This is a genomic window from Streptomyces barringtoniae, from assembly GCF_020819595.1.
Lineage (GTDB): Bacteria > Actinomycetota > Actinomycetes > Streptomycetales > Streptomycetaceae > Streptomyces > Streptomyces barringtoniae.
On sequence record NZ_JAJHNP010000011.1, the window covers coordinates 221,125 to 247,866 of the forward strand.

Annotated in this window: 26 protein-coding genes and 1 pseudogene; 16 read left to right on the forward strand and 11 right to left on the reverse strand. The window is 71.8% G+C overall.

Annotated features, from left to right (window positions below; translation table 11 throughout):
* Positions 1 to 14 precede the first annotated feature (14 nt).
* On the forward strand, positions 15 to 578 hold the full coding sequence (locus LMU33_RS21905; protein ID WP_228622205.1) for a hypothetical protein: 564 nt from the start codon (positions 15 to 17) through the stop codon (positions 576 to 578).
* 48 nt (positions 579 to 626) lie between these two features.
* Here LMU33_RS21905 and LMU33_RS21910 read toward each other — a convergent pair whose 3' ends face one another.
* From LMU33_RS21910 to LMU33_RS21920, 3 genes are all read right to left on the reverse strand, one after another.
* Positions 627 to 1,535, reverse strand: a complete 909-nt coding sequence (locus tag LMU33_RS21910; protein ID WP_228622206.1) for a TolB family protein — start codon at positions 1,533 to 1,535, stop codon at positions 627 to 629.
* Positions 1,536 to 1,623: 88 nt separating this feature from the next.
* A complete protein-coding gene (locus LMU33_RS21915) occupies positions 1,624 to 2,175 on the reverse strand; it encodes an HIT family protein (RefSeq protein WP_228622207.1) in 552 nt (183 codons plus the stop codon).
* Between the two features lie 53 nt (positions 2,176 to 2,228).
* Positions 2,229 to 3,455 (reverse strand): glycoside hydrolase family 88 protein, encoded by a 1,227-nt coding sequence (locus tag LMU33_RS21920; protein WP_228622208.1) that lies wholly within the window; start codon positions 3,453 to 3,455, stop codon positions 2,229 to 2,231.
* 256 nt (positions 3,456 to 3,711) lie between these two features.
* On the opposite strand from LMU33_RS21920, the gene LMU33_RS21925 reads away from it, so the two are divergent.
* The 5 genes from LMU33_RS21925 to LMU33_RS21945 all read left to right on the forward strand — a co-directional run bounded on the left by LMU33_RS21925 (position 3,712) and on the right by LMU33_RS21945 (position 11,676).
* Positions 3,712 to 4,692, forward strand: coding sequence for an asparaginase (locus LMU33_RS21925; protein ID WP_228622209.1), 981 nt, complete (start codon positions 3,712 to 3,714; stop codon positions 4,690 to 4,692).
* Between the two features lie 187 nt (positions 4,693 to 4,879).
* On the forward strand, positions 4,880 to 5,926 hold the full coding sequence (locus LMU33_RS21930) for an ABC transporter ATP-binding protein (RefSeq protein WP_228622210.1): 1,047 nt from the start codon (positions 4,880 to 4,882) through the stop codon (positions 5,924 to 5,926).
* A complete protein-coding gene (locus LMU33_RS21935) occupies positions 5,923 to 7,287 on the forward strand; it encodes an ABC transporter permease (RefSeq protein ID WP_228622211.1) in 1,365 nt (454 codons plus the stop codon). Before LMU33_RS21930 ends, LMU33_RS21935 begins: the two co-directional genes overlap by 4 nt.
* Positions 7,288 to 7,291: 4 nt before the next feature.
* Entirely contained in the window at positions 7,292 to 10,039 is a 2,748-nt protein-coding gene (locus LMU33_RS21940; RefSeq protein WP_228622212.1) for a bifunctional YncE family protein/alkaline phosphatase family protein, read from the forward strand.
* A 239-nt stretch (positions 10,040 to 10,278) separates the two neighbouring features.
* Entirely contained in the window at positions 10,279 to 11,676 is a 1,398-nt protein-coding gene (locus LMU33_RS21945; protein WP_228622213.1) for an FAD-binding oxidoreductase, read from the forward strand.
* 24 nt (positions 11,677 to 11,700) lie between these two features.
* Here LMU33_RS21945 and LMU33_RS21950 read toward each other — a convergent pair whose 3' ends face one another.
* Positions 11,701 to 12,252, reverse strand: coding sequence for an MFS transporter (locus LMU33_RS21950; protein ID WP_228622214.1), 552 nt, complete (start codon positions 12,250 to 12,252; stop codon positions 11,701 to 11,703).
* A 68-nt stretch (positions 12,253 to 12,320) separates the two neighbouring features.
* Between LMU33_RS21950 and LMU33_RS21955 the strand changes: the two genes are divergently transcribed.
* The gene (locus LMU33_RS21955; RefSeq protein ID WP_228622215.1) at positions 12,321 to 12,647 is read left to right on the forward strand and encodes a rhodanese-like domain-containing protein; all 327 of its coding nucleotides are present in this window, start codon (positions 12,321 to 12,323) and stop codon (positions 12,645 to 12,647) included.
* A gap of 130 nt (positions 12,648 to 12,777) precedes the next feature.
* Here the strand turns inward: LMU33_RS21955 and LMU33_RS21960 are convergent, their stop codons facing one another.
* The 4 genes from LMU33_RS21960 to acsA all read right to left on the reverse strand — a co-directional run bounded on the left by LMU33_RS21960 (position 12,778) and on the right by acsA (position 17,135).
* Positions 12,778 to 13,707 (reverse strand): pyridoxamine 5'-phosphate oxidase family protein, encoded by a 930-nt coding sequence (locus LMU33_RS21960; protein WP_228622216.1) that lies wholly within the window; start codon positions 13,705 to 13,707, stop codon positions 12,778 to 12,780.
* Positions 13,708 to 13,822: 115 nt separating this feature from the next.
* The gene (locus tag LMU33_RS21965; RefSeq protein ID WP_228622217.1) at positions 13,823 to 14,116 is read right to left on the reverse strand and encodes a DUF1876 domain-containing protein; all 294 of its coding nucleotides are present in this window, start codon (positions 14,114 to 14,116) and stop codon (positions 13,823 to 13,825) included.
* 215 nt (positions 14,117 to 14,331) lie between these two features.
* The gene (locus tag LMU33_RS21970; protein ID WP_228622218.1) at positions 14,332 to 15,150 is read right to left on the reverse strand and encodes a universal stress protein; all 819 of its coding nucleotides are present in this window, start codon (positions 15,148 to 15,150) and stop codon (positions 14,332 to 14,334) included.
* 152 nt (positions 15,151 to 15,302) lie between these two features.
* Positions 15,303 to 17,135 carry an acetate--CoA ligase gene (gene acsA, locus LMU33_RS21975; protein ID WP_228622219.1) on the reverse strand — a complete coding sequence of 611 codons (1,833 nt, stop codon included), beginning with the start codon at positions 17,133 to 17,135 and terminating at the stop codon, positions 15,303 to 15,305.
* Positions 17,136 to 17,302: 167 nt separating this feature from the next.
* On the opposite strand from acsA, the gene LMU33_RS21980 reads away from it, so the two are divergent.
* The 6 genes from LMU33_RS21980 (at position 17,303) to LMU33_RS22005 (ending at position 21,978) form a co-directional block, all read left to right on the forward strand.
* Complete coding sequence (locus LMU33_RS21980; protein WP_228622220.1) at positions 17,303 to 17,932, forward strand: MBL fold metallo-hydrolase; 630 nt, start codon at positions 17,303 to 17,305, stop codon at positions 17,930 to 17,932.
* A 186-nt stretch (positions 17,933 to 18,118) separates the two neighbouring features.
* Positions 18,119 to 19,024, forward strand: a complete 906-nt coding sequence (locus LMU33_RS21985) for a universal stress protein (RefSeq protein WP_228622221.1) — start codon at positions 18,119 to 18,121, stop codon at positions 19,022 to 19,024.
* 24 nt (positions 19,025 to 19,048) lie between these two features.
* Positions 19,049 to 19,957 carry a universal stress protein gene (locus tag LMU33_RS21990; RefSeq protein WP_228622222.1) on the forward strand — a complete coding sequence of 303 codons (909 nt, stop codon included), beginning with the start codon at positions 19,049 to 19,051 and terminating at the stop codon, positions 19,955 to 19,957.
* Positions 19,958 to 20,170: 213 nt separating this feature from the next.
* Complete coding sequence (locus LMU33_RS21995) at positions 20,171 to 20,665, forward strand: CBS domain-containing protein (RefSeq protein WP_228622223.1); 495 nt, start codon at positions 20,171 to 20,173, stop codon at positions 20,663 to 20,665.
* 57 nt (positions 20,666 to 20,722) lie between these two features.
* On the forward strand, positions 20,723 to 20,998 hold the full coding sequence (locus LMU33_RS22000; protein ID WP_228622224.1) for a hypothetical protein: 276 nt from the start codon (positions 20,723 to 20,725) through the stop codon (positions 20,996 to 20,998).
* 116 nt (positions 20,999 to 21,114) lie between these two features.
* A complete protein-coding gene (locus tag LMU33_RS22005; protein ID WP_228622225.1) occupies positions 21,115 to 21,978 on the forward strand; it encodes an LLM class flavin-dependent oxidoreductase in 864 nt (287 codons plus the stop codon).
* A gap of 44 nt (positions 21,979 to 22,022) precedes the next feature.
* Here the strand turns inward: LMU33_RS22005 and LMU33_RS22010 are convergent, their stop codons facing one another.
* From LMU33_RS22010 to LMU33_RS22020, 3 genes and pseudogenes are all read right to left on the reverse strand, one after another.
* Positions 22,023 to 22,613, reverse strand: coding sequence for a GNAT family N-acetyltransferase (locus LMU33_RS22010; RefSeq protein ID WP_228622226.1), 591 nt, complete (start codon positions 22,611 to 22,613; stop codon positions 22,023 to 22,025).
* A 122-nt stretch (positions 22,614 to 22,735) separates the two neighbouring features.
* A pseudogene (locus LMU33_RS22015) lies at positions 22,736 to 23,182 on the reverse strand (SAM-dependent methyltransferase); the annotation flags it as partial.
* A gap of 221 nt (positions 23,183 to 23,403) precedes the next feature.
* The gene (locus tag LMU33_RS22020) at positions 23,404 to 24,450 is read right to left on the reverse strand and encodes a sphingomyelin phosphodiesterase (protein ID WP_228622227.1); all 1,047 of its coding nucleotides are present in this window, start codon (positions 24,448 to 24,450) and stop codon (positions 23,404 to 23,406) included.
* A 255-nt stretch (positions 24,451 to 24,705) separates the two neighbouring features.
* On the opposite strand from LMU33_RS22020, the gene LMU33_RS22025 reads away from it, so the two are divergent.
* The 3 genes from LMU33_RS22025 (at position 24,706) to LMU33_RS22035 (ending at position 26,733) form a co-directional block, all read left to right on the forward strand.
* On the forward strand, positions 24,706 to 25,824 hold the full coding sequence (locus LMU33_RS22025; protein WP_228622228.1) for a CapA family protein: 1,119 nt from the start codon (positions 24,706 to 24,708) through the stop codon (positions 25,822 to 25,824).
* Between the two features lie 88 nt (positions 25,825 to 25,912).
* Positions 25,913 to 26,239, forward strand: a complete 327-nt coding sequence (locus tag LMU33_RS22030; RefSeq protein ID WP_228622229.1) for a hypothetical protein — start codon at positions 25,913 to 25,915, stop codon at positions 26,237 to 26,239.
* Positions 26,240 to 26,430: 191 nt separating this feature from the next.
* Entirely contained in the window at positions 26,431 to 26,733 is a 303-nt protein-coding gene (locus LMU33_RS22035; protein ID WP_228622294.1) for a DUF5133 domain-containing protein, read from the forward strand.
* Positions 26,734 to 26,742: the final 9 nt, after the last annotated feature.

A 26,742-nucleotide genomic window follows, 5' to 3' on the forward strand; every position in this document is an offset into this window, starting at 1 on the left:
TCGAGAGTGTTCCCATGCCGGCGGCGGTCGAGGCACGGCCCCGTGACGTCCGTGGGTATCCGGTGCCGGCGATCACCCCCTGGGAGGGGGAGGAGCCCCAGTTCGCGCTGACCGACTACGAACGCAGCGCCGCATGTGCGCAGAAGCGGCTCTGCTCGGTGTGCGACCAGGCCATGCCGCAGGGACCGGTGTGGCGTGTGGTGGGGGCCGCGGAGAGCGCGGCGATCGGGGAGGCGCTGGCCGCCGAGCGGCCCTATCGCAATCTCGCGCCGACCCTCGAAGGACCGGGGCACCGTGCGTGCATGCTGTACGCCTCGATGGTGTGCCCCTATCTCGCCCGGCCCAACGCCCGGCGCGGCATGTCGGCTGCGGAGCCGGACGACATGACCTCGCACGTGGTGCGCGGCGCCGTCCGGGGCGCGCTGGGTGCGGTGGTGGGATTCGCCGAGTACGAGTACGCCGTCACCGCCAGCCGGGTGCTCTTCCGGTTCCTCGACGTCGTCGAGTTCCTGCCGCACGACACCGCCGAGGCGCACCTGGACGAACTGCGGGCCGAGCTCGCCCGGATGACGAAGTGACCCGCACTTCGCACCCCGGACGCGCCCGGCCCGTTGCGTCGGCCGACCTCAGGGGCGGTACGTCGCCAGGCCGACCGTCGAGGTGACCTTCGTCGGACGACCCGTTCCGTCGGCCGGCAGGGTCACCGTGCCGGACGGGGTGCGCACCGCCAGGGTCTTGCCGTCGGGGGACCAGGCCGGCTCGGTGTAGTCGGTCGTGGCGTGCGGGGTGAGGTCCGTGATGTGCCCGCTGTGCGCGAAGTTCTCCACGAGGACGTGGTCGTGGCCCGCGACCGAGCGCACGAAGACGACCTCCTCCTCGTTCGGGGACAGGGCCGGCTGGGAGCCCTGGGTGACCTTGCCGCCCTGCTGGCGAAGGTAGTCGTCGCGGATGTACACCGCGCCGTCGTGGTCGTTGGCGTACACCGCGGTGCCGTAGTGGCCGGCCGCGTTCGGCCAGACGTTGCCGGTCTGCGGCAGCGCCCCGCCCGGACCGGGCTCGCCGTACAGGGACAGCGTCTTGGGCGTGCCGTGGACGGCCTTGGCGGAGACGTACTTCAGCCGGGACACACCGCCCGCGCGCGCCGCGAAGATGAGGTTGTCCTTGGCGGGGATGTTGTTCTGGGTGTCCTTCGCGGTCACCTGCCAGGTCGGGTGGGACCAGTTCTGGTTCCCGGGGTTCCTGGCGACGACCACACGCCCGCTGCCGTCGGGGTTGGCGATGTCCAGGTTGCCGGAGCCGTCGACGAAGGCCGCCTTGGCGCCGTTCGGCGACCAGGCGAGGTCCCGGACGGGCACTCCGAAGTCCACCTTGTGGCCGTTGATCAGCACGTACTTGGTGCCGTTGCTGATGGTCAGGGTCCCGTGCGAGGCGTCGGCGGCGGCCGAGGCGGCGCCGGAGGCGCCCAGCAGCGCCGTGCCGGTGACGGCCGCGGCCACGGCGATGGCGGCCGCCATGGTGCGGGTACGCATGGTCATGTCTCAATTCCCCCAGAACATGGACTGGTCAGGTCGTTCGGTGAAGCCGAGCCTGGCAGAGCCTGATCTTGGAACTGTCAGGTCAGTGTCACAGGGGCGTAACACAGCCTGGTGAAGGGGCGGAGTCCGGCCGGTCCCGGCCCGGATCCGGCGCACCCGCTCGGGGCATGGACGCCGACAGGTCCAGCTCACTCGCGATCGCATCCCGCAGGGCGTCGTGCTGCGGACCGAGTCCGAACCGTTCGTCCCGCCATCGGTCCGGCGGATACAGCCATACGGGCTTGCCCGCCAACTCGGGGGTCTCCCACTCGAATCGGGGCCAGACATGGGCGTGCAGGAACGGGTCCGTGTTGCCGAGGATCTCCAGGTTCACCCTGCGGAAGGCGGGATCCAGCCGCCGGCAGGCCCGCTCCACGGCCTCACCGAGCCGGTCCATGTCGGACAGGAACGCCAGCCGCTTGGTCCTCGGCAGGTCGGACAGTCGCTGAACACCCGGCTCGTCCACGAGCAGGACCGAGTAGCCCGGCAGGAACTGCACGTCGCCGATCACCGCGAACCCCGCCTGGAGCCGCCGTAGCACCGTGGGGTTCTCACCCCGCAGAGCAGCCCCGATCCGATCCGTCCGCCAGTCGTCACTCATCGCCCCAACCTATCGTCTGCCCGTCCGGGCAAGGCGGTGAGCTGTGGCACTGCTCAGAGTGTCGACAGATCGACGGCCCGGTCGGCGTCCTGCGGACGCAGGACGCGCAGGATGCCCTCCAGCAGGTAGTAGTCGGCGTAGGGGAGGGAGATCTCGATGCCGTCCTCGGCCGGTCGGTTGCGGGTGCAGCGGGCGACGATCGCCTCCGCGCGGGTGGAGTTCCGCGTCAGGCAGGTCTCCGACAGCGCCGTGAGGATCCGCAGGGCGACCTGCCGGTACTCACGCCGGCCGGTCGCGGCGGACAGGTCGAGCAGTCCGCACGCCATGACCGCGCCCGCCGAGGCGTCCTTGACGTCGTACGGTGCTTGCGGTGCACGGTAGTCCCACACCGGTATGTGATCCGGACTCAAGGCTCCCACCGCGTAGTCGGCGAGTCTGCGTGCCGTGGAGAGGAACTGCCGATCGCCGGTACGGCGGTACATCGTGGTGAATCCGTAGACACCCCAGGCCTGCCCGCGGGACCAGCAGGAGCTCGGGCTGTAGCCCTGGACCGTGTTCGGGCCGATCGGCACCCCGGTGTCGGGGTCGAAGTCGAAGACGTGCGGGGTCGAGCCGTCCGGCCGGGGAAAGACCCGTTGTGCCGTCCTGGCATGCTCGACGGCGATGCGCAGGTACTTCTCGTCGCCCGTCTGCCGGCCGGCAAAGGCCAGCAGGTCGAGGTTCATGATCGTGTCCATGATGACCCGGCCCGCGTTCTTCGGGTCGTCCAGCGCCCCCCAGGCCCGGATGAAGTGGCCGCGCGGGTTGTAGCGCTGGATGAGTGAGTCGGCCGCCTCGATCGCGCCCGCGCGCCAACTGTCGTCGCCCGTCAGGCGCCAGGCGGTGACCCAGAACGGATAGAAGAGGAAGCCGAGGTCGTGGGTGGTGGTGTCGTGCCGGCGCGGAGCCAGTTCGCGGGCCGAGTCGAGTGCCAGCGTGCGGAACACGTCGTCTCCGCTGTGCAGATACGCCATCCACAGCGTCCCAGGCCAGAACCCGCCGACCCAGTCGCCGTTCTGGGAGTAGGTCCATTTCTCGAACTTCGTGCCGACGGGAAACCCGGTCACCCCCGGCGCGACGGCGTGCAGTTTTTCCACCGCGTAGTCGGCCGCCGCGTGCAGCGCTCGCTCGGCCGAGTCCGAGCGCTGGTCGCCGAATGCCTCCGCGGCCTGCGCCGGGGAGACGGCGGTTGCCGTGGCTCCGGCTGCCACGGCCAGCACGGTACGCCGGGACACGCTCATGGGCCGGCCTCCAAGTGAGCGGAACGACAGGGGTGTTGAGGGAGTCTGGCACGGCGACGGCCCTTTCGTACACCCACATGTGCAGAGTTCATGTACGTAAATCACTCCCGATGGCCGGGAATCCCGCGCCTGTGTACGGCGCAGGACTCGGGCGCCGGTACCGTGCGGAGCGATCCGCTCATCCGGCCGGTATGCCCGGCGATCCCGGGACGGTCGGGCGGGTCGAACCGAGTTCCCGTCCGGAAGGTGACCGCCGATGTCCCAGGCCGCCATACCCACCCCCAACGCGAGCGCGTCGGGCGTCCCGGTCCTCGCCGAGGTCGTCCGCTCCGGATTCGTCGAGGGGCGGCACCGGGGCAGCGTGGTGCTGCTCGCCGTGGACGGCTCGGTGGAGTGGGCGACCGGCGACGTGACGTCCCCCGTCTTTCCGCGTTCCGCCAACAAGCCGATGCAGGCGGCGGGCGTGCTGAGAGCCGGACTCGACCTCGGGGGAGAACGGCTGGCCCTGGCTGCCGCGAGCCACTCGGGCGAGCCGTTCCAGCGTGACCTTGTGCGCGCGATGCTCGACGAGCACGGGCTGACCCCGGAGCACCTCCGGTGCCCGCCCGCCCTCCCGCTGGATCAGGAGGAGCAGGAGGCCTACCTCGCGGCCGGCGGCCGGCGCGACCGCGTGGCCATGAACTGCTCCGGCAAACACACGGCGATGCTGGCGGCCGCCGCGCTCCGGGACTGGCCGCTGGAGTCCTACCTCGACCCGGAGCATCCGCTCCAGCGCGTCATCCGTACGGCCGTGGAGGAGGCGGCCGGCGAACCGGTGGCCGCCGTCGGCGTGGACGGCTGCGGGGCGCCCCTGATGGCGATCGGCCTGACCGGCCTCGCCCGTGCCTTCCGCTCCTTCGTCCTCGCCGCACCCGGCACACCCGAACGGCGGGTCGCCGACGCCATGCGCGCCCATCCCGAGTACGTCGCCGGCACCCGACGCCACGACACCTGGCTCATGAAGGACATACCGGGCGCCCTGTCGAAGGTGGGCGCGGAGGCCGTACAGGCCCTTGCCCTGCCCGACGGCCGTGCCCTGGCCCTCAAGGTCGAGGACGGCGGAGTCCGGGCCCTCGGCCCCGTCCTGGCCCGCGCGTTGAACCTCATGGAGGTGACCGCACCCGTCGTCGACCGCATCGGCCGCACGCCGGTGCTGGGCGGCGGGCGGGAGGTCGGGGAGGTGCGCGTGGCGTTCTGACGTGGCGCCCGGCGGCGTTGGGTAACGTTCGGTCAGGTTCCTTACATAGTCCCGTATTGAGGAGGATGTCCGGTTATCCGTGAGGTGTACGACGGTTGACTTCCGTTCCATGAGCGTTCAACTCGCGATTGCTGTGAGTGTGATGTGCCCTCCTTAGGGTCCTTGAGGCTTTCGAAAGAAGGGGCTCATGGACTCACTCCGCGCGATCCGGGCTCGCGGGATCAGCAAGTGTTTCGGTGATGTCGTCGCGCTCGACGGCATCGATCTGGATGTGGCGCAGGGGCAGATCCACGGCCTGGTCGGCCCGAACGGCGCCGGGAAGACGACCCTGCTCGGGCTTCTGCTCGGCCTGGCCGTGGCCGACAGCGGCCGTCTGGAGATCCTCGGTACGCCGGTGGGCAGGACGTTCGCCGCTCCCGACGGAGTCGCCGGGTTCGTGGACGGACCCGGGCTCTACCCCTCGCTCACCGCCAGGCAGAACCTGGCCGCGCTGGCCGCCCTCCGCGGTCGCGACGCCCGCACGGCGGGCATCGACGAGGTGCTCGACCAGGTCGGACTCACCGATGTCGCCGACGACCGGACCCGCGGCTTCTCCCTGGGCATGCGCCAGCGGCTCGGCCTCGCCGCCGCCCTGCTGACCAGGCCCCGGCTGCTCGTGCTCGACGAGCCGTCCAACGGCCTCGATCCGGCCGGCAAGAAGCACGTGCACGGTGTCCTCACCCGGCTCGCGGCCGAGGGGACGACTGTCGTGCTGTCGAGCCACCGCATGGACGACCTGGAGGCACTGTGTTCCGAGGTCACCATCCTCGCCACGGGACGGGTCGTCTTCTCCGGTCCGTTGAGCAAGCTGGCCGCCGAGAACCGTGAACTGGACTACCGGCTGCTCACCTCCGACCCGCAGACCGCCCGCCGGCTGGCCGCCGGCGCGCCCGGGGTCCGTGTCGTCGACGACGCCGTAGGACGTCAGGGCGCCGAGGTGCTCGTCGTACGCGCCCTGGTGCCGGCCCTCGACCAACTGGTGGCGCGGCTCGTGGAGTCGGGCATCGCGCTGCGCGAACTCGCCCCCGTGGTGTCCCCGCTCGAGGCCGCGTTCCTGGCCCTGACCGAGCAGCAACAGCAAGCCGGCACGCCGCCGCAGGAGACCGGGCCCAAGGCGCAGGAGACCGAAGCCCGGCGCGAGGACGCCGAAGCCCGGCAGGAGACCGAGGCCCAGTCGCAGGAGGCCGGCCGATGACCGCGACCGCGACCGTCGTCGCCCCCGAACCCGCCACCGGCGCCGGCCGCGTCTCGGTGGCCCGCTGCTACCGCTTCGAACTCGTCAAGCTCGTCTCGCAATGGCGCATCCGCCTGCTGGTGCTCGCCTGCTGGATCGCACCGGGGCTCTTCGTCGCCGGGGTGAGCCAGCAGAGCACGCTCCCCGCCGACACGCTCTTCGGGCGTTGGATGCTCGCCACCGGCTGGGCCGGTCCCCTGGTGATCCTCGGCTTCTCGGGCACCTGGGCGCTCCCGCTGCTGACCTCCGTGGTGGCCGGCGACGTGTTCGCCTCCGAGGACCGGCTCGGCACCTGGCGCCACCTGCTCGTGGCCGTCCGCTCGCCCCGCCGGATCTTCGCGGCCAAGGCACTGGCGAGTCTCACCGTGATCCTGCTGCTCGTGGCCGGGCTGGCCGCCTCCAGCACGGTCGGCGGGCTCGCGGCGGTCGGCAACCATCCGCTGGTCGGCCTCGACGGCCATCTGCTGGCCCCGGGGGACGCGGCCGGCCAGGTGCTGCTCGCCTGGGCGTGCGTGCTCGCCCCGACGCTGGCCCTCGTCGGGATCGGCCTGCTCGGCTCGGTCGTACTGGGCCGGTCCCCGATGGGACTGCTGCTCCCGGCGGTCGTCGCGCTGGCGATGCAGCTGGCCCAGATGCTGCCGCTGCCCGTCGCCGTACGACTCGCCCTGCCCAGCTGGGCGTTCATCTCCTGGAACGGACTGTTCACCAGCCCGGCACAGCTCGGTCCGCTCGTGATCGGCATCGTTGTCAGCCTGGTGTGGGCGGTGACGGCGACAGCGCTGGCCTGTCTGCTCTTCCTCCGCCGCGACTTCACCAACCTGACCGACGTCGGTTCGGCGCGCCGTGCGGTCGCCGTCGGCCTCCTGCCGCTCGTCGGACTGGCCGGCGTGACCGTCGCCGTCGTCGCCTCGGCGACCGGGACGACGGGTTCCGGGATCTCGCAGGACAAGGTGCAGCGCTCCCTCGCCACGGAGTTCGCCCACCTGTATCGCATGCAGACCAGGCAGCTCAACCGCCCTGCCGTCACCGAAGCGCAGCTGAAGGCCGCGGCGACGTGCAACAAGGGCAGTGTCAGGGTCGCCGCCGAAGGCCCCGGCAACGACTGGCGCTGCGTCGTGTCCTGGCATCTCCCCGACGTCGAGGCCACCGGGACGGCCATCTACCAGCTCGACGTCACCTCTGACGGGCGGTTCGTGGCCGACGGCGACGGACCGAAGGAAGTGAACGGCTACTTCCTGGTGCGGACCCCGACCGGGGACGCACCGAACCCTCTTTGGCAGTTCGACGGCAACGTCGTACTTCTCAGCACCTCGAAGGGATGACTCCATGCAGGTAACCCGCCACCGCCGGGCTGTGGAGACGGAGTTCCTCGGTAGACGCCTCGGGCGCCGGACCAGCCTCACGGCGATCGCCACAGCGGTGGTCCTCGCCACCACCGCCGGCATCGGTTACGCCCAGACCCACCAGTTCGGCACCGACCAGGTCGGCCAGACGACCGACCGGGGCCAGGTCATCTCCAGCGACCAGTACCTCGCCCCGTACGGCGAACGCCTCGTCATCAACAACGGCAAGATCATGTCGTCCTCGCCCAGCCCGGACGGCACCCACCTCGCGGCCTCGGTCACCGACGGCGGCAGCGCGCTGGCCATCGTCGACGTGCAGAGCTGGAAGGTACAGCAGGTCGTCGGCACCGCCGCCACGTCGGCCCCGCGCCTGAGCAGCAACTCCGTTGGCCAGGAAGGCCCCACCTACTCGCCCGACGGCAAGCAGCTGTGGCTGGGCCAGACCGACGGCTACACCAGGTTCACGGTCAACCCGGACGGCACGGTCGCCAACCCGACGGCCGTGAAAATCCCGGCGGACGGGTCCAAGCACGCGCTGGTGGGCCAGGCGGTGTTCTCCGCCGACGGCTCCACCGTGTACTCGGCGGTCAACGGCCAGAACCGGGTGGTCGCCATCGACGCGGCGACCGGCGCCGTCGAGCAGAGCTGGAACGTGGGCAACGCGCCGCGCGACATGGTCGTGGTCGGCACCAAGCTCTACGTCAGCAACGAGGGCGGCCGTCCGGCCCAGTCCGGCGACACCACCATGAACTCGTACGGCACCCAGGTGCCGGCCAACCCCAGGACGGGCGCCAGCACCACCGGCACGGTCAGCGTCATCGACCTGGCGAACCCGGCCGCGGCCCCGTCGAGCATCGACGTCGGCCTGCACCCGACCGCCCTGTACGCCAAGGGCAGCGCCCTGTTCGTCACCAACACGGCCAGCAACGACGTGTCGGTCATCGACACCGGCAAGAACAAGGTCGTGCAGACCATCGACACCCGGCCGTGGCCGGAGGCGTCGGTGGGCTACGAGCCCAACGCGGTGACGCTCACCGACGACGGCCGCCTGCTGGTGACCCTCGGCCGGGCCAACGCGGTCGCCGTGTACCGCTACCGGAGCCCGCTGGAGCCGGTGAGCTACGTCGGCCTGCTCCCGACGGACTACTTCCCCGCGGAGATCACCACCGTCGGCAACCAGGTGCTGGTCTCCAACACCCGTGGCATCGACGCCCGCCGCCCGAACAACCCCGCCGGGCACGGCACCCACGACACCACGTCGAGCGTGCAGCGGTTCACTCTGCCGGACGACAGCGTCATCAGGTCCGAGACGGCCAAGGTCTTCCAGCAGAACGGCTGGACCCCCGGCTCGGTCTCGATGGCCAAGGGCGGGAGCAAGGCGTGGCCGGTGCCGGTCCCGCAGCGGCTCGGCGACCCCTCGACGATCAAGCACGTCTTCCTGATCGTCAAGGAGAACCGGACCTACGACCAGGTCTTCGGTGACATGCCGCAGGGCGACGGCGACCCGTCCGTGACGCAGTTCGGCGAGAACGTGACGCCGAACCAGCACGCCCTGGCCAGGCAGTTCGGCCTGTACGACAACACGTACGACATCGGCACCAACTCCGCCGAGGGTCACAACTGGCTGATGCAGGCCGACGACCCGGAGTACACCGAGTCCTCGGCCGGTGAGTACGCGCGCAGCTACGACACCGAGAACGACGTGCTCGGCCACCAGAAGTCCGGCTTCATCTGGACCGGTGCGCAGGCGGCCGGGAAGACCGTGCGGGACTTCGGCGAGTTCCAGTCGATCGAGAGCAAGCCGGCCGGCGCGACCTGGCAGAACCTGTACTGCGACGCCAAGAACATGGACGCGACCGGCCAGCCCACCGCATACCCCATACAGACGGGCTCGGCGATCCCGTCGCTCAACTCCGTCTCGGTGCCCGGCTTCCCGTTGTTCGACCTCGACGTCCCGGACGTCTACAAGTACCAGATCTGGAAGCAGGACTTCGAGAAGAACGGTCCGGCCAACCTGAACATGTTCTGGCTCTCCAACGACCACACCGGTGGTCCGGCGAGCCCGGCGGCCGAGGTGGCGGACAACGACCTCGCGGTCGGCAAGATGGTCGACGAGATCTCCCACAGCAAGTACTGGAAGGACTCGGCGATCTTCGTCGTCGAGGACGACTCCCAGGCCGGCCTCGACCACGTCGACGGCCACCGTGCCCCGATCCAGATCATCAGCCCCTGGGCCCAGCACGGCACCGTCGACAACCACTACTACTCGCAGATCACGATGATCCGCACCATCGAGCAGATCCTCGGGATCCACCCGATGAACCAGAAGGACAGCGCGGCCAGCCCGATGCGCGGGGCGTTCACCCGGCGCCCGGACTACACGCCGTTCAAGGCGGTGCCCAACCGGACCTCGCTGACCGACGGCCTGAAGACCCCGCCCTCCTGCGGCGTCGACACCCCGGCAGCGCAGGACCCGAAGGCGGCGGCCGTCCCGGCGGCCGAGGTACCGGCGGACATGCAGAAGCTCGCCGCCGAGTGGGACAGCTGGAAGTCCAAGCAGCGGCTGACCGGGCCGCACGCCGTGCCCGACTACGCCAACCCCGCGCAGATGAACCACCTCACGTGGTACCAGACGCACAACTGGAAGACGCCGTACCCCGGTGAGAAGAAGATCTACGCACCCAACGACGTGCCGGGTGCCTACATCCCGTCGTCGGAGTCCGACGGCTGACGCGGACTGACCCGTCGAGGACCCCTGGCCGGCCGCACGCCCGCCAGGGGTCCTCGACGTTCCCGCCTCCGGACGGCCGGGCAACAGGCGGAAGTGCCCGCAGAGGAGAGGGCGACCCGTTCAACGTCGATTACGTGGCGATCAGGCGCTGACCAGCGGACTCGTGTCCCCGACGCCGACGTGCGGGCTGCGGTGGGCGGGTGAAGACTGAAGACTGAAGACGGAAAAGGTACTCGGTCATGAACACCATCGACGCAACGGCTGCCGGCAGTCTGCGCGAGGCACTGCGGGGATCCGTCATCACACCGCAGGACCCCGGCTACGACGCGGCCCGCAGCATCTACAACGCCATGATCGACCGGCGGCCGGCTGCCTTCGCCCAGTGCGTGGACGTGGCGGACGTGCGGGCGGTGATCTCCTTCGCCCGGGACACCGGCGTCGAGCTCGCGGTGCGCGGCGGCGGCCACAGCGGCCCGGGTCTGTGCCTGGTCGACGACGGACTCGTCCTCGACCTGTCCCCGATGCGCTGGGTCAGGGTGGACCCGGAGGCGGACACCGCCCAGGTGGGCGGCGGCAGCCTGCTCGGTGACCTCGACCATGCGACACACGCCTTCGCGCGGGCCGTGCCCGCCGGGATCATGTCGACCACGGGTGTCGGCGGTCTCACCCTGGGCGGCGGCCACGGCCACCTCAGCCGCAGGTACGGCCTGACGATCGACAGCCTGCTGTCGGCCGACGTCGTCCTCGCCGACGGCAGCTATGTCACCGCGTCCCCGGAGAATCACCCGGAGCTGTTCTGGGCGCTGCGGGGCGGAGGCGGCAACTTCGGCGTGGTGACGTCGTTCACCTTCCGGCTGCACCCGGCCGGCACCGTCGGGGTGGCCGTGACGGTGTGGCCGGTCGACCGGAGCCCCGAAGTGCTGCGCTGGTACCGGGAGTTCCTGCCCGCCGCGCCGGACGAGCTCAGCGGGTTCTTCCTCTTCCTCGTCATACCGCCCGGCCCGCCCTTCCCCGAGCCGATCCACGGGCGGAAGATGTGCGGGGTCGTGTGGTGCTACACGGGCGACCTCTCCGACGAACGCCTGACGGAGGTGTTCGCCCCGGTGAACGAGCCGGCGCCGCCGGCCTTCCACTTCGCCACCCCGATGCCGTACCCCGTTCTGCAGACCATGTTCGACGAGCTGATCCCCAAGGGACTGCAGTGGTACTGGCGCGGCGACCTCTTCGACGGCCTCTCCGACGCCGCGATCGACGTGCACCACAAGTACGGGGAGAACCTCCCGACCGGCCTGTCGACCATGCACCTGTACCCGGTGGACGGGGCGGCCCACCAGGCCGGCGCCGACGACACGGCCTGGGCCTACCGGGACGCCGTGTGGTCCGGCATCATCGCCGGCATCGACCCCGACCCCGCCAACGCCGAGGCGATCCGGCAGTGGTGCGTCGACTACTGGACCGACCTGCACCCGCACTCCATGGGCGGCTCCTACGTCAACTTCATCGGCCCCGGGGAGAGCCAGGAACGAGTGCGGACCACCTACCGCGGCCACTACGACCGCCTGGCTGCGGTCAAGCGCGCCTACGACCCGGACAACCTGTTCCACGTCAACCAGAACATCCCGCCGGCCCCGAACTGACGGGCGCGCGTGCGTCCAGCCGCGTCAGCGGCCGGATTCGTGTTCGCTGATCCAGCGGGCGGCCAGCACACCCGAGCCGGCGGTGAGCACGGCGGCGGCGACGACCGTGGCGTTCAGGCCGAGTGCGTCGGCGAGGACGCCCGCGACGAGGGCGCCCACGGCGTAGCCGATGTCGCGCCAGAAGCGGCAGGTGCCCAGCGCGCCCGTCCGCCATGCGGGGTGCGCGTGGTCGGAGACCGACGCGATCAGGGCCGGGTAGACCATGGCGGTGCCGAGCCCGAGCGCGACGGAGGAGAGGAGGCCCGCCAGGAGAGGGGTGTCCAGCAGGGCGAGGGCGAGGACGAATCCGGCGGCCTGGACGAGCATGCCGACGACGATCAGCGGCTTGCGGCCGATCCGGTCGGAGAGGTGGCCGGTGGGGATCTGGCCGAGGCCCCAGAGGATGGGGTACAGGCCCTTGACGAGTCCGACGACGGCGAGGCCGAGACCGTGGTCGGTGAACAGCAGGGGGAAGACGCCCCAGGTGAGGCCGTCGTTGAGGTTGTTGACCAGGCCGCTGTTCGCCCTGCTGCGCAAGGTCGCCGACCACCACCAGGCCGCCGTGCCGGGCCGCCCGCGACGCCTGCCTCGGTGACGACGGCGCCGTGGAGGTCGGCCGCGAGGAGCTCCAGGCCCGCGTCGCGGCGGGCGATGTGACGGTGCTCGATGTGCGGCCGGCCGAGGAGTACCGGGCCGGGCACATCCCGGGCGCGATCTCCATCCCGGTCGGCGAACTGGCCGACCGCATCGACGAGTTGCCCGAGAACACCGAGATCGTCGTGTACTGCCGGGGCGAATACTGCGTCCTCGCCTACGACGCGGTCCGCCTCCTGACCGACCACGGCCGACGCGCCATCCGCCTCAACGACGGCATGCTCGAATGGCGCCTGGCCGGCCTGCCCGTGCCCGCTGCGTCCGGCACACACGCGTGACCTGCGTTCGTGGCGGCGCGAGTCGGCTGCGGTCGAGGATCCGCCATGTGCCACGGCGACCGGCGTGTCACCGTGACACGCCATCCGGTCGGGGGCCGGGGGCCGGGGGCTGCGGCCGGCGGACGGCCGGCTACGGCGTCTGCCGCTCGGCCGGGCCGATCCGGCGGCCCGTGAGGCTCGTGGGCCGGATGGACACCCACATCTCGCGCCCACCGCCCGCCCATGGCGTGGTGTGGGCCTGCCGGGTGAGTCTCCGTACGGTGTCCGGGTCCGTCACGACGCTCGCCGGGCCGACGGCCAGGACGCTCCAGCCCTGACTCAGGGCCTCGTCCACGTGATCCACCTCGAAGGCCACCTCCCGTTCGGCCGCCGCCGCGGCCACGGATTCGGGCGCGGTCCGGAAGACGATGGCGTCGTCGACCACGTCGTAGTTGACCGGGACGACGGCCGGGCGGCCATCGGGCGTCGACACCGAGACGCGTCCCACGCCGTGCGTGGACAGCAGCATGTGGCATTCCGCCGGGGTGAGGTCGCGCAGCTCGGCATGGAGCAGTGCGTAGCCCTGACCGGGCGGGAGATCGATGCCTCCGCCGCGCAGTGCGGCGACGGTGGTACCCAGCGCATCGGCCAGCCTGACGAGCGTTGCCAGGGTCGGGTCGGCGGGCCGTTCCTCGAGGTACGCCAGATAGTCGGGCGACATCCGGGCGCGGCCGGCCGTCTCCTCGCGGCTGAGGCCCTGTCTCCTGCGTTCGAGGGCCACGCGCCGGCCGATGTCACCGGGGTTGGCCGCCTCTTGCGGTGGGGCAGCGCGGGAGACGGTGGTCACGTCACCCGTGTCCTGTCGTGGCTCGCGTGCGGCCGCGGCCCGTTCGTGGTGCAGAGGACGGATGTGCGCGTCGGGTCCGGGGAACACCAGGGTCACTTCGTCCGTGTCCGACCAGTGCACGTCGTACGGAGGTGTTCCGTCCGCGTGGTGGAGTCCCACGATCTCGCCGTCGCGCCTGGTGGCACCGGTCGCCGGACTCTCCACGATGAGCTGGTCGCCGAGGTGAGCTCGCATGGTCGCCGCCCTCTCCTCAGATTGGTGCTCTATCCAAACTGCCACGCGGGACACATCGCCGCACGGGGGCCCGAGCCCGGTATCCCCCGAGTGGGGAACTGATGCGGGGCCGGGTTCACACGGGCCGTGCAGCGGGCCGGTGGGTGCTTTCACTGGGCGGCGGCGCCTGCACTGCCTGCATGTCACGTTCGGCGGCGCTGAGCAACTGGTGGGCGAGGTCGACCATGGCCCGGCCCGCCGCCAGTTCGTCGCCGATCTCCGGCACGTTCATGTCCGCCGGATGGCAGTGCGCGCTTCCGTGGGCGGACAGAGCGGTGGTGCCGGTGTCCAGCACCACATGTGCCTTCGTCGTCCCGTCGTCGTCCTCGAAGAGGTCGAGGCGGACCCTCCACTGCGCCGTGTGCGACATGATGTTCCTCCTCGCCTCGGTCCCCTGCGACCGGTACGGCGTCCGGCCTCCGCCAAGCCGCTGGCCGGCCGCACCTCTCCGTCCCACCATCGACCGGCGGCGGCCTCGGGTCACAGGGCCGAACGTCCCCGGGAGTCCGGCGTCCGGCCCCCGGTGGACCGGCCCGGCGCCCGCTCGGTCGCGTCCGCGCCGGCGGCGGCCCCAGTCGTCGGCGGTCACCTCTGGGGAACGACCGCGACAGGGCACGGCGCGTGATGCAGTACCGCATGGTTGATCAGGCCCAGTTGCAGACCGGGATGCCCAAGGCGCCGAGGGGCGCCCACGACCAGCAGGTCCGCCCCTGTCGCGGCGTCCAGCAGCGCCCGGCGCGCCGGTCCCTCGACCACCTGCCGGCACACCGGGGTGTCGCGGTACCGTCCGGGCACGCCGCGCAGGGTGTCGTCGAGCACCTGAGCCGGCGGGCGTACGTGGGCCTCCAGGGGCCACGACGGGGCTTGAGGTGTCGTGCACGCACCCGGCGGTGCGCTCCAGGCATGCACCGCCACGAGGCGACAGTGGCGCACCTGGGCCTCTCGGCACGCGAACTCCACCGCTGTGCCGCTGCCGTGTTCGTCCTCGACTCCGACGACCACGCAGCCGAACCGGTCCCCGCGGTGCTCCTGTGCGCCGCGGACCACGACGACCGGGCAGTCGGCTCGTGCCGCCACGGCGAGGCCGACCGAGCCCAGGAGCATGCCGGCGAGCCCTCCGAGACCTCGGGACCCCAGCACCAACGCGAAGGCATCGCGCCCCAGGTCGACCAGGGCGCAGGCCGCGTCCTCGTGGACCACCTCGCTGGACAGCCGCACCGCGGGGGCACTCTTCCTGGCACGTGCCGAGGCAGCGCCGAGCACGCCGCCCGCGTCACGGTCTCCGGCCGCCGCATGCAGGAGGTGCAGCGGCACGCCGTGCCGGACTGCCTCGGAGGCGCCCCAGTCGACCGCCTCCAGGCCGGCCTCGGATCCGTCGACGCCGACCACCAGGGGAATCGTCACCGCCCCCGTCTCCTCTCGTGCCGGACCCGCGCCGGTCACCGTCCCTTTCCAGCTTCTTACGGGGCCCGGCCCATCGCCATGCGACCCGTCGTCACCGGCGGAGGAGGCGTACGAGGTGTTCGCGTGCGGCACCGGCACGGGCGCCCCGAAAGTCACGCGTGCTGCTCCGTCCTCGCCGCGGAGGCGGCCTGCGGGGCGGAGTCCTCCAGGGTGGAGATGTCGCCCTGGGGCAGGCCGAGTTCACGTGCCCGCAGCAGGCGGCGCATGACCTTGCCGCTGCGGGTGTGCGGCAGATGCTGGTCGAATTCGATCTCGCGGGGCGCCACCGTCGGGCCCAGCCGGCGCCTGGCGAAGGCCAGCAGGTCCCGCCGGGTCGCGCTGCTCGCGTCGAAGCCCGGCCGCAGGGTGACAAACGCCTTGACGATGTTCCCGGCGACGGGGTCGGGCCGTCCGATCACCCCCGACTCCGCGACCGCCGGATGCTCCATCAGCGCGCTCTCGACCTCGAACGGCCCCACGAGGTGACCCGCCGACTGGATGACGTCGTCGGCGCGCCCGACGAACCAGTACCAGCCGTCGCCGTCGCGCCGCACCAGGTCGCCGGTGAGGTACCAGCCACCCGCGAAGGCCGCCGCACTACGCGGCTCGTCGTGCAGATAACCGCGGAACATGCTCGGCCGGCCGGGCCGGAGCGCCAACTCGCCCTCCACACCCGGCTCTTCCAGCACGGTGACGCGTCCGTCGGCGACCTCGGCCCGGCCGTCCGGCCCGCGCCGCAGCACCGCCGCCTCCACACCGGGCAGCGGGCGCCCCATCGATCCGGGGCGGATGTCGCAGCCGGCCAGGTTGGCGATCATGATGGCGCCGGTCTCGGTCTGCCACCAGTTGTCGTGCACCGGCAGCCCGAGCACGTCCCGTCCCCACGCCACCGCCTCCGGGTCGAGCGGCTCGCCGGTCGACGCGATGAACCGCAGCGCGCCCAGGTCGAAGGAGCGGGGCAGGTCGTACGGACCCGTCCTCGGTGTCGCCCGCATCAGCATCCGCAGGGCCGTCGGCGCCGTGTACCAGACGCTCACCCGCTGCTCGGCCAGGATGCGGTACCAGCGGCGGGCGTCGTGGTCGCCCTCGTCCACCACGACGGTCACGCCGTGCATGAGCGGTGCCACGATCCCGTAGGACATGCCGGTGACCCAGCCCGGGTGGGCGGTGCACCAGAACACGTCGTCCTGGTGGAGGTCGAGGGCGTACAGCGCGGACACGTAGTGCGCGACGGCCGCCTCGTGCACGTGCACCGCACCCTTGGGGATGCCGGTCGTGCCGCTCGTGAAGTGCAGCAGGGCCATGTCGTGCGGCGAGGTCGGCGGGACGGTGAAGCTGTCGGCGGCCTCGGCCGTCAGCGCGGCCAGGGACACGGTGCCGGGCAGGTCCTCGGCGCTCTCTCCGACGATCAGCACATGGCGCAGGGCGGCGAGCCGGCGGCGTTGCCCGGCGATCTTCGCGCGGTACAGGTCCGCCGTGGTGACCAGCACCTGCGCGTCGCTCAGCGTCACCCGCTGGAAGACCGGGTCCGGCCCGAAGGCGCAGCACAGCGGGCACAGGACACTGGTGTTCTTCAGCGTGCCGAGAACCACGGTGTACAGCTCGGGACAGGGTCCGAGCAGGGTCACCACCCGGTCGCCGTAACCGATGCCGAGGCCGCGGAGGACGTTGGCGAACCGAGCCGTCGAACGGGCCAGCTCGCCATAGGTCACGCAGGTGACGGAGCCGTCCCGCCCGACACAGCGCAGCGCGACCGCCCTCGCACGGCCCGATGCCGCGTGCCGGTCGACGGCCTCGTGCGCGATGTTCAGTCCGCGCCCGCCGGGCAGCCCGTCCAGCATCGTCCGGGCCTCCGCCCAGGAGAAGCTCGCGCACTCCTCGTCGTAGTCGGCCACGCGGGGGGCGACTCGTAGCGGGATGTCCTTCCGGACGGTCTCGCCTCGCATACCGGCCCCTCCTTCCCTCGGGCCTCCTTCGACCATCCGTCCGGGCCGTCCCGCCCGCACGGGGTCGAACGGCCCCCGTACGTCGCCGGACGGCTCGGGTTCACGGCCGCCCCCCGCCTGGGACGATGAGGGCGAGGAACGGGCCACGCTCCCGGGAGGTGACGGGTATGACGCGTCGGCTCCGGCTCACGCTGCTGGGCGTGGGCGCCATGGCCTCGCCGCGTTTCGCCCCGGCCGGCCTTCTGGTCGCCTACGGCCGCCGGCGCGTCGCGTTCGACGGCGGGCCCGGTGCCCAGCCGCCCGAGGGCCGCCTGGACGCCTGGCTCGTCACCGACGAGCACGCCGAACTGCGCTCCGCCCTGCGGCATCTCGCCGCCGAGCGCGGGCTGGTGCCCCGTATGACGGACACGGACCTCGGCGAGCTGCGCATCCGCGCGCTGCCGGTCGCGCACACCTCCCATCCCACCTGCGGTTACCGCATCGAGGGAGAGCCGGGGGTGGTGGTGTGGGCACCGGAGTTCCGGACCTTCCCGGCCTGGGCGGCGGACGCGGACCTGATGTTCGCCGAAGCCTCGTCCTGGGACCGCCCCATTCGCTTCCGCGGCGGGGTGGGCGGTCACGCCCCCGTACGGGACGTCGGCGCGGAAGCGGCCCGCAACCGCGTCGGACGCCTGGTCTACGCCCACATCGGCCGCCCCTGCCTCCGGGCGATGGACGCCGGTCTGACCCCCGAACACGGGGAGTGGGGCCGCGAGGGCCGTACGTACGTCCTCCCCCCACGCCGGAGAGCGCACTGATCGTCGCGTTCCGCCCTGGTCACGAGAGCCGACGCCGGTACGAGGCCCCCCGGCCTCCGGCCCTGCCGCCGTCCCGTGCCCTGATCAGGGGGTCGGTCGGCCCCCGCAGGGGTCGTGTGGCCCCTGATGCCGCCCCCACCGCAGCGCCAGCCTGAAGACGGGACCCTCACCCTGGAGGCGGAGACCATGTCCGGAACCGTCACGGCAGGCATCGACGGCTCACCCGAGAGCCGGGCGGCGGCCGAGTGGGCGGCGCGTGAGGCGCTGCTGCGCGGCCTGCCGCTGAAGATCGTGTACGTCAGGGAGCAGGTGCCCAGGCGCCTGGCCCAGAACCCGCTGCTGGCCCCCGAGAGCTACCAGCACTGGGCCGATCAGATGATGTGGGAGTGCGCGGAAGGCATGCGGCTGCGTCACCCGGACATCGCGCTGGTCACCGAGCAGCTCACCGGAACCGTGGCCGACGTCCTCTGCGAGGTGGCGGGGCTCGCCGAACTGCTGGTGCTGGGCTCACGGGGCCTCGGTGGGATCGGCGGGTTCATGGCAGGCTCGATGAGTCTGGCCGTGGTGGCCCGCGCCGAACGTCCGGTGGTGCTGGTACGGGCGGGGGAGCAGGCCGCGGACGAGCACGAGGCGGATCGCACGGGCGTGCCGTCGGCCGCGGCGCCGTTCCGGCCCGTCGTGCTCGGTGTAGACATCGAGGATCCGGACGACACCGTGCTGGAGTTCGCCTTCGACGCCGCCGCACGCCGGAAAGCCCCCCTGCGGGCCGTCCACAGCTGGCCGGAGCCACCGACCTCCTTCTACCGCTTCGCCGGTGACGCCGAGCTCTACGACTCGCTCGTGCAGGGGCAGGCCGCCCTGCTGAGCAAGGTGCTGCGACCCTGGCGGCAGAAGTTCCCGGACGTCGAGGTGATCGAGTCGAGCCGGAGCGGCAGCGCCGCGCAGAACCTCGTCGAGGACTCCCGCGACGCCTCACTGGCCGTCGTCGGCCGACCCATCCGCAGCGGCCCGTTCGGCACCCGCATCGGGCATGTCGCGCACGCCGCCATCCACCACATCGCCGCCCCTGTCGCGGTCGTCGCACACGGCTGACCCGCCACCGCGAGGAGAAGGACCATGAAGGCATCGGCCGCGCAGGCCTTCGACGAGTATCCGGACCTCCCGGTCGTCGTCGGTGTCGACGGCTCCGTGCCGAGCCTGCGCGCCGTGGAGTGGGCGGCCGACGAGGCGGCCCTGCGCGGGGCGTCGCTCCGGCTGGTGCGCGCATCCCTCTGGGAGTGCTACGAAGGCACATCCCCGGCCCATGGGCTCGACAGGCCGTCGGAGCATGTGCGGGCGGAGGACATCGTCGACACCGCCGAGCGGCGGGCCCGGCACCGGCAGCCCGGTGTGAAGGTCGCCACCGACATGCTGACCGAGGAACCGGAGTACAGCCTGATCCGGGAGAGCCACGAGGCTCTCGCGCTGGTGCTGGGCTGCCGTGGCCGCAGCGGTGTGGCGGAGGCACTCCTCGGCTCCGTCAGCGTCACGGTGGCCGGACACGCCCACTGCCCGGTGATCGTGCTGCGCGGCGGCCATCACCACGAGATGCGCTCCGGCACAGGCGGCGGGATCGTCCTGGGCGTGCGCGAGAAACCGGCCGGCTCGGCCGCCGTGCAGTACGCGGTCGAGGAGGCCCTGCTGCGCGGGGTCCCGCTGGAGGGCGTACGGGCCTGGCGCAGGCCCGTGTCCGCGGCCACCGGGAGCCTGCTGATCATCGCGGAACCGGCCCGCCTCCAGGAGCAGCAGGCCGTCGAAGCGGTGGAGGAGGCGCTGCGGGAGGCCCCGGCCTGGTTGCGGACCCGGCCGCGTACGGTGGAGGGCCCGGCCCGCGACGCCCTGCTCGCCGCCTCCCGCGAAGCGGACCTGCTCGTCGTGGGCGCCCGGCGCCGCCAGGGCCGCTTCGGGCTCCAGCTCGGCCGGGTCGCCCACGGCGTGCTCCACCAGGCGGCCTGCCCGGTGGCCGTCGTACCCGAGCCCGCCTGAGCCCGCACAGGGAGTCTTCGCGTGCGCTTCGGCAAGGCTGGGCCGGGTGGCCCCCTACCCGGCGCCGAGCGTGGGGCCAATGGCCCGCGCAGGGGCCATGCGGCCCCATGACAGGGGCCGCCGGTCCAACGAGCGTTGAAGAGGCGCGGGGAGCGACGCCCGTGCCGCAGGAGAGGGATGACCGGGCCGTACGCGCGGCACGAGGAGGCAACCGTGAACGAGCGACTCTCGGTGCGGAGCCTGATGGATGCCGCCCCGTACTCGATCGGGGACGACGAGAGCGTGCTGATGGCCTGGGAGGTCATGGAGAGGTCCGAGCAGCCCCACCTTCCGGTGGTCCGTGGGGACGGCTGCTGCGCCGGGCTGCTGGACCGCGCCGAACTCGCGGTGGCCTGCGCCGCCGCGGCCGCCACGCTGTCCCGCCGAAAGGTGCGCGAGCTGGTGCACGCCCGCCGGACGGTCACGGTCCACCCGGAGGAGTCGGTTCTGCGCGCGGCAGCCGTGATGACCGAGGAACACCTCGACGCCCTGCCGGTCACCGATCCCCGCGGGCGGCTGGTCGGCGTGCTCACGGCCCGGGACTACGTGGCCGCCGCCGCGGGCCTGCACACCGGCGCAGGGTCGGGCAGCAGGAGTCCCGCACGGGCCACCCTGGACGGGCTGCCGCCTCGCCGCCCTGCTCAGCAACGCGGAATCGTCATTCCGTAGCGGTTCCACTCCGGTTCCCCCCACGAAGCCGCTCACCCAGAGAGGAAGGCTGACGTCATGGTATGGGCATCATGGACCACCCCCGGGGTCTTCACCGGCCGGGGCGGCGCGCGTACCGAGGAGGCGGGGATCGTCGTCGGTGACCTGACCGTCCACACCACCTGGGACGGCAACGAGGCCGACGTGGCGGTGCAGTACACGGGCACCTCCGAATGGTTCACCCTCGCCGGAAGCCCCGTGCCCTGCGGTTCCGAGGCGTACAGCCGGCAACTGCACCAGGCTGCCGTGGACGCGGTCAAGGCAGGCGGCGGCACCACCGTCCCTCACCTCTGAGGCACCGGGCGTGACCCGCGGCGCGTGCCGAGGCCGTACGCCGGGCCGGCCCGCCCCCAACTCGCCCGGACGTAAATCCGATTGCAGCTTCGCCGCCGGGTGCGCATCCTGCTGGGATGCGGTTTTCCGTCAACATCCCCAACTTCGGCGACTTCGCCGATCCCCGTAACGTGGCGACCGTGGCGGCCGCCGCCGAAGAGGCCGGCTGGGACGGCCTGTTCGTCTGGGATCACGTACTGCACCGACAGCACCAGGGCCGTCCCTTCGGGGACCCCTGGATGCTGCTGACCGCCGCCGCGCTGGCGACCTCCCGGATCCGGCTGGGCACCCTGCTGACGCCGGTCCCGCGGTACCGGCCGCAGCAACTCGCCCGCCAGGTGGCCACCTTGGACCGGCTCAGCGGCGGCCGGGTGATCTTCGCCGCAGGCCTGGGAGGCCCGATCGAGGACGAGTACCGCAGCTTCGGCGACGCCACCGATCCGCGCCTGCTCGCCGAGCGGCTGGACGAGGGACTGGAGCTGTTGCGGCGGTTCTGGTCCGGCGAGCCGGTGGACCACCACGGCCGGCACTACGAGGTGCGGGACGTGACGCTCGTGCCCGCCACCGTGCAGCGGCCCGGTCCGCCGGTGTGGATCGGCGGGTTCTGGCCGCGCCGCCCGCCCATGCGCCGTGCGGCGCGGTGGGACGGCGCGGTGCCGCTCTTCGAGACGGCCCGCCATGGGCACGTGCCGGATGCGGCGCAGGTACGGGAGCTGGTCGCCTACGTGCGCAAGCAGCGTACGGCCGGAGCCGAGCGCCCCTTCGAGTTCGTGCTCGGCGGTGCCACGCCCCCGGACCCGGCCGGGGCCAGGGACGTGATCGGCCCGCTGTACGACGCCGGCGCCACCTGGTGGGACGAGCGACAGATCCAGACCGGCCCCGACCTGGACCGTCTGGCACCGGTCCTGCGCCGCGTCGAGGCGGGTCCGCCGCGGCTGTGACCGGCTACGCCCGCCTCTTCGCGACCGGCCGCTCGGCCCTCGTCTCACTCGGCGGCGCCGGCCCGGCCGGCAGGGGAGTGTGCGTGGCGCAGGGCGTGCAGGTGGGCGAAGTCGTCGGAGAGGAGGCCCATCACGACGAGGTCGCGGTGGCGGCCGCCGAGGAACACGCGGTCGCGCAGCCGGCCCTCCTCGACGAAACCCAGCCGTCGGTGCAGCGCCAGCGACGGCTCGTTGTGCGCGAAGATCCTCGCCTCGCACCTGTGGTAGCGCCGCTCGGCGAACATGAAGCGCAGGAGCAGCACCGCGGCTTCCGCCGCGTAGCCCTTGCGCCGGTGATCAGCGCCGATCGTGATGCCGTACTCGAACCAGCCCGCTCGCGGGTCGGAGTGGTACGAGCCGACGGCACCGACCAGTTCACCCGTGTCGACGGCCTCGACGGCCAGTTGGAAGCGGTCGCCGTCCGGCGCGGCGGTGGCCTGTTCCCTGGCCCAGGCGCGGAAACCCTCGGCGGAGCGCGGTGGGTTCAGCAGGTCCCCCAACTGCTCCTCGTCCTCGGCGAAGCGCATGAACCCGGTCCAGTCGTCGGGCTCAATGCCGCGCAGTCGTATGTGCTTCCCGGTCCAGAATGACGTCATCACGTCATGCGATCACGGTGAAGCGTGGGACGTCCACGGCATTTCGGCCCCCTCGGACAGCCCGTGGCCCGGCATGTCGCGGGCTGTCCGAGGAGGCTGCTGCGCCGGCCCGTTGGGGAATACGGCTTCCGGGCGAGGCCGCCGTGCTCGGCTATGACCTCCAGGGTGGGCGAACCGGGCTCCGGGCGCCACTGGGTGACCGGTACGACGCCGGGCTCGATGAGTTCCAGGCCGTCGAAGAAACCGGTGATCTCCTCGAGAGTACGCAGGTTGTACGGGACGGCGCCGCTGTCGTTGTAGGCGTCCTGCGCCTGCTCGAAGACCGGGTCGATGCCGCGCGAGCCGTCGTTGACGGAGAGGTAACTGCCCGAGGGCAGGGCGTCCATCAGGCGGTCGGCGATGGAGCGGGCCTGATCGTAGTCGCCGACGTGTCCCAGGATGTTGCTGAGGATGAGCGCGACGGGGCGGCCGAAGTCCAGCGTCTCGCCGGCGGCCTCGAGGATGCGTTCCGGGGCGGTCACGTCGGCATCGATGTAGGCGGTCGCGCCCTCGGGGGAGGACTCGAACATGCGGCGGCGCGTGGCGTCGCCGAGGGCGGCCAGAGAGGTCAGCGAAGGTGATCCAGACCCACCTCGGCAGTGTATCGACCATCAGTTTGGGCGAAAAGTTCCGCCCGGCCGCCGCGCGTCCTGCGGGGTGGGAGGCCCCGGGGCCGAGAACCCCGGGGCCGAGAACCCCACGCTTGGTCCCGGGGGTTCCTCAGTGTCCGGCCGGTCGGACTCGTGCGCCGTCAGCCGAGCTGGAAGGTGGCCTCGACCGGGTAGTGGTCGCTGGGAGCGTTGGTGTCGGTCTGGCCCGTGGTCCAGCCGGACTGGGGGTCGAAGTCGACCTTGACGGTGGACATCGCGGCCGGCGTCGGGCGGCCCGGCGCGTTGAGATAGCCGAGGTAGTCGAGGTCGTCGCGGTAGTCCTTCGGGAAGGACTCGATGCCGGACATGTACTGGCACCAGGCGGAGACCGGGCAGTCCATGGTCCGCAGGGTCTGGCCTGCGTCGGTGGCCGGGGTGCCGAGCACGCCGTTCACCGCGGTCTGGGCGCCTGCGTAGTCACCGCGCGCCCGGCCGCCGTAGTACTCCACGTTCAGGTCCCCGCCGATCAGCACCGGCGCGGTCGAGCCGGCGATGCCGTCCACCCAGGTGCGGATCTCGCCGAGCTGGGCGAGCCGGGTGGACTGGGTGGTGTCCGTCGAGGTGTCGGACTCGTCGGCCTGCAGATGGGTGCCGACCACCCAGCTCTTCACGCCGTCCTTCTCGATCTGCACCAGTGCCGCGCCCTTGTTGGCGTGGTAGTCCCAGGTGCCGTAGGTGGAGTTGCTGAAGACGTGGGCGTACTGGGCGGTGATCGGGTACTTGGAGAGGATCATGGTGCCGCCGTTGATGACGAACCACGAGTTGGAACAGTCACCGCTGATGCCCGTCCAGCCGCCGCCGGAGCAGGTCTGGCCGACGACGGGGGTGTGGTACGGGTAGAGATCGGCGAGCGTGCTGGTGATGTCGGCGGTCGAGCTGTTGTTGAAGTCCTCGTCCAGCACCACCACGTCCGCGCTGTGCTTGCGGATGATCGACTCGATGGTCGGGGTGCGCTGGGCCGCCTTCTCGTTCTGGGTGCTGTCGACGATCGCGGTGCCGAGGTCGACGTTCCAGGCGAACACCGAGAGGCCCGTGCCCGTCCCCGTGCCGGTGCCCGCGCTCGCGGTGGGGGCCGCGTAGCCGCTGAAGCCGAGCAGCAGAGCTGCCGCTGCGGAGGTGAGGGCGGTACCTGTACGACGCGAGACCATGCGCTCTCCTGGTGAGGTGGGTAGTCCCCGGCCGCGACCGACTGCTCGATCGCGTACATGACAGGGCGCACTCTAGGGTGGCCGGCGCTACGGCCGAGGGAACTTCTTCCGATCCCCTCATGGAGAAAAGGTGTCTGGACAAGTTCGCCCTGTGAGGAGTGAATCCGACCGGCCGGAGCCTCGGCTCGCATCAGGCCTGTACACACCGCCCCTTGGACCGGACCATGCCGGGAAGATGCCGCCTAGGGTGGGTGTATGGGCGGCGTGGTGACGCTGTTTCTGTGCGGTGACGTGATGCTCGGGCGCGGCGTCGACCAGATCCTTCCGCACCCCGGAAGCCCGGTGCTGCGCGAGGGTTACGTCACGGATGCCCGGTCGTACGTGGAACTGGCCGAAGCGGTCAGCGGACCCATCCCGGCACCGGTCCACCCCGCCTGGCCGTGGGGCGAGGCGCTGCCGCTGCTGGAGGAGGCCGCGCCGGATGCCCGGATCGTGAATCTGGAGACGGCCGTCACGCGCAGCGACGCGTTCGTACCGGGCAAGGCGGTCCACTACCGCATGCACCCGGCCAACCTGCCCGCCCTGACGGTGGCCCGGCCCGACGTGTGCGTGCTGGCCAACAATCATGTGCTGGACTTCGGCCGGCCGGGCCTGGAAGAGACCCTGGACTCACTCGCCGGCGCGGGCCTGCGGACCGTGGGTGCGGGGCGTGACGCCGACGAGGCCCACGCGCCCGCGGCGGTTCCTGTCGGGCCCGGCCGCCGCATCCTGGTCTTCGCCCTCGGAACACTGTCCAGCGGCGTCCCGCCCGACTGGGCCGCGACCACGGACCGCTCCGGCGTCGCCTACGCCCGCGAGCTGTCGGCGGCGGATGCCGAGGCGGCCGTCCAGCGTGTACGGCGCGACACGCGGCCGGGCGACATCGTGGTCGTGTCGGTGCACTGGGGCTCCAACTGGGGCTATCTCGTCCCCCGCGACCAGACGCGCTTCGCCCACGCCCTGGTCGACGGCGGCGTCGACATCGTCCACGGGCACTCCTCGCACCACCCGCGCTCCGTGGAGGTGTACCGGGGCCGGCTGATCCTCCACGGCTGCGGCGACTTCATCGACGACTACGAGGGCATCACGGGCTACGAGGAGTACCGCGACGACCTGCGGCTCGGCTACCTCGTCTCGGTGGCGGCGGACACGGGGCGCCCGACCGGACTTCGGATGTTCCCCTTGCAGGCGCGGCGGATGCGGCTGGAGCCCGCCGAGGACCGGGACCGCGCCTGGCTGTGCTCGACCCTCGACCGGATCAGCCACGTGCACATCGTGCTGGAGGCCGACGGCACGCTCTGCGTCGCAGAGGGGTTCGCGGGCGCGGGCCGGTGAGGCGCCGGGCGCCGGGCGTCACGCGGTGCAGTGGGGGTGGACCGGAGAGTCGCGGGTACCCGAAGCCCGGCGGACGTTCCCTGAGGAGATGACCCTGATGCTGTTCCTCGGACTGCTCCTGCTCGCGGGCACGGGTGCCTTCACCGCCCTGGCGATCGTCGGCAACCTGTCCGGCGGCCCCGACTGCACCGTCTCCGTCCTCGGCCACGACATCGCCTCGATGAACGGCCTCGCGCTGTTCGGTTCGGGCCTCGCGCTGGCACTCGTCTTCTGCCTGGGCCTGGCGATGACGGCCATGGGCGGCACCCACCGACACCGCCACCGTCGCCGCCGCCTTCCCGGCGGACGCGGGACGCAGGACGCGAGCACGCTCGGCGGGATGTCCGGGTCGGCCGGACCGAGGGCGCGCGCCTGACGGCCGTAACCCTCTGCTGTTCGCCCACCCCCAGTTGCTCGTCCGGCGCCGATTGAAAGGCCAACAAGACAGCGCCCCGCACCTCGTGCACCATGGCTGAAGGCCTAGTTGGGACAAAGGACGTGATCGTGCCGCGGCATCGGCGCCGCCACCGGAGATCCGCCGAGTCCCCTGGGGTGGTGAACTGCACCATGCTGCTACCGGCGAAATCCGAAGTGCGCCGTCTGCTGCGACGCTACCGGGTGTGCGAGCGCGCCATGGTCGCCGCACCCGCCGATCTCGCGTCGCGTGCCGCCTTCGAGGACTTGGGCTACACGTTGTGCGTGCTGATGGGCGAGCGCAACCCGCGGGAGGCGGCCGCCGCAGCCCGGCGCTATCTGTGCACCGACCTGGTCACCTACCTGAGGGAGCGGAACGGGCGGATGCGGGCGGCCTCCGTCGGCCGGCGGTCGCGCCGGTCCACTGCGACGACCCAGGACTCCCGGGCGGGCTGACTGCTCGCA

Coding starts and splice junctions, on each gene's coding strand:
- LMU33_RS21905 (WP_228622205.1), top strand. CDS start 15: ATGCCGGCGGCGGTCGAGGCACGGCCCCGTGACGTCCGTGGGTATCCG.
- LMU33_RS21910 (WP_228622206.1), bottom strand. CDS start 1,535: ATGACCATGCGTACCCGCACCATGGCGGCCGCCATCGCCGTGGCCGCG.
- LMU33_RS21915 (WP_228622207.1), bottom strand. CDS start 2,175: ATGAGTGACGACTGGCGGACGGATCGGATCGGGGCTGCTCTGCGGGGT.
- LMU33_RS21920 (WP_228622208.1), bottom strand. CDS start 3,455: ATGAGCGTGTCCCGGCGTACCGTGCTGGCCGTGGCAGCCGGAGCCACG.
- LMU33_RS21925 (WP_228622209.1), top strand. CDS start 3,712: ATGTCCCAGGCCGCCATACCCACCCCCAACGCGAGCGCGTCGGGCGTC.
- LMU33_RS21930 (WP_228622210.1), top strand. CDS start 4,880: ATGGACTCACTCCGCGCGATCCGGGCTCGCGGGATCAGCAAGTGTTTC.
- LMU33_RS21935 (WP_228622211.1), top strand. CDS start 5,923: ATGACCGCGACCGCGACCGTCGTCGCCCCCGAACCCGCCACCGGCGCC.
- LMU33_RS21940 (WP_228622212.1), top strand. CDS start 7,292: ATGCAGGTAACCCGCCACCGCCGGGCTGTGGAGACGGAGTTCCTCGGT.
- LMU33_RS21945 (WP_228622213.1), top strand. CDS start 10,279: ATGAACACCATCGACGCAACGGCTGCCGGCAGTCTGCGCGAGGCACTG.
- LMU33_RS21960 (WP_228622216.1), bottom strand. CDS start 13,707: ATGCGAGCTCACCTCGGCGACCAGCTCATCGTGGAGAGTCCGGCGACC.
- LMU33_RS21965 (WP_228622217.1), bottom strand. CDS start 14,116: ATGTCGCACACGGCGCAGTGGAGGGTCCGCCTCGACCTCTTCGAGGAC.
- acsA (WP_228622219.1), bottom strand. CDS start 17,135: ATGCGAGGCGAGACCGTCCGGAAGGACATCCCGCTACGAGTCGCCCCC.
- LMU33_RS21980 (WP_228622220.1), top strand. CDS start 17,303: ATGACGCGTCGGCTCCGGCTCACGCTGCTGGGCGTGGGCGCCATGGCC.
- LMU33_RS21985 (WP_228622221.1), top strand. CDS start 18,119: ATGTCCGGAACCGTCACGGCAGGCATCGACGGCTCACCCGAGAGCCGG.
- LMU33_RS21990 (WP_228622222.1), top strand. CDS start 19,049: ATGAAGGCATCGGCCGCGCAGGCCTTCGACGAGTATCCGGACCTCCCG.
- LMU33_RS22000 (WP_228622224.1), top strand. CDS start 20,723: ATGGTATGGGCATCATGGACCACCCCCGGGGTCTTCACCGGCCGGGGC.
- LMU33_RS22005 (WP_228622225.1), top strand. CDS start 21,115: ATGCGGTTTTCCGTCAACATCCCCAACTTCGGCGACTTCGCCGATCCC.
- LMU33_RS22010 (WP_228622226.1), bottom strand. CDS start 22,613: ATGACGTCATTCTGGACCGGGAAGCACATACGACTGCGCGGCATTGAG.
- LMU33_RS22020 (WP_228622227.1), bottom strand. CDS start 24,450: ATGGTCTCGCGTCGTACAGGTACCGCCCTCACCTCCGCAGCGGCAGCT.
- LMU33_RS22025 (WP_228622228.1), top strand. CDS start 24,706: ATGGGCGGCGTGGTGACGCTGTTTCTGTGCGGTGACGTGATGCTCGGG.
- LMU33_RS22030 (WP_228622229.1), top strand. CDS start 25,913: ATGACCCTGATGCTGTTCCTCGGACTGCTCCTGCTCGCGGGCACGGGT.
- LMU33_RS22035 (WP_228622294.1), top strand. CDS start 26,431: ATGCTGCTACCGGCGAAATCCGAAGTGCGCCGTCTGCTGCGACGCTAC.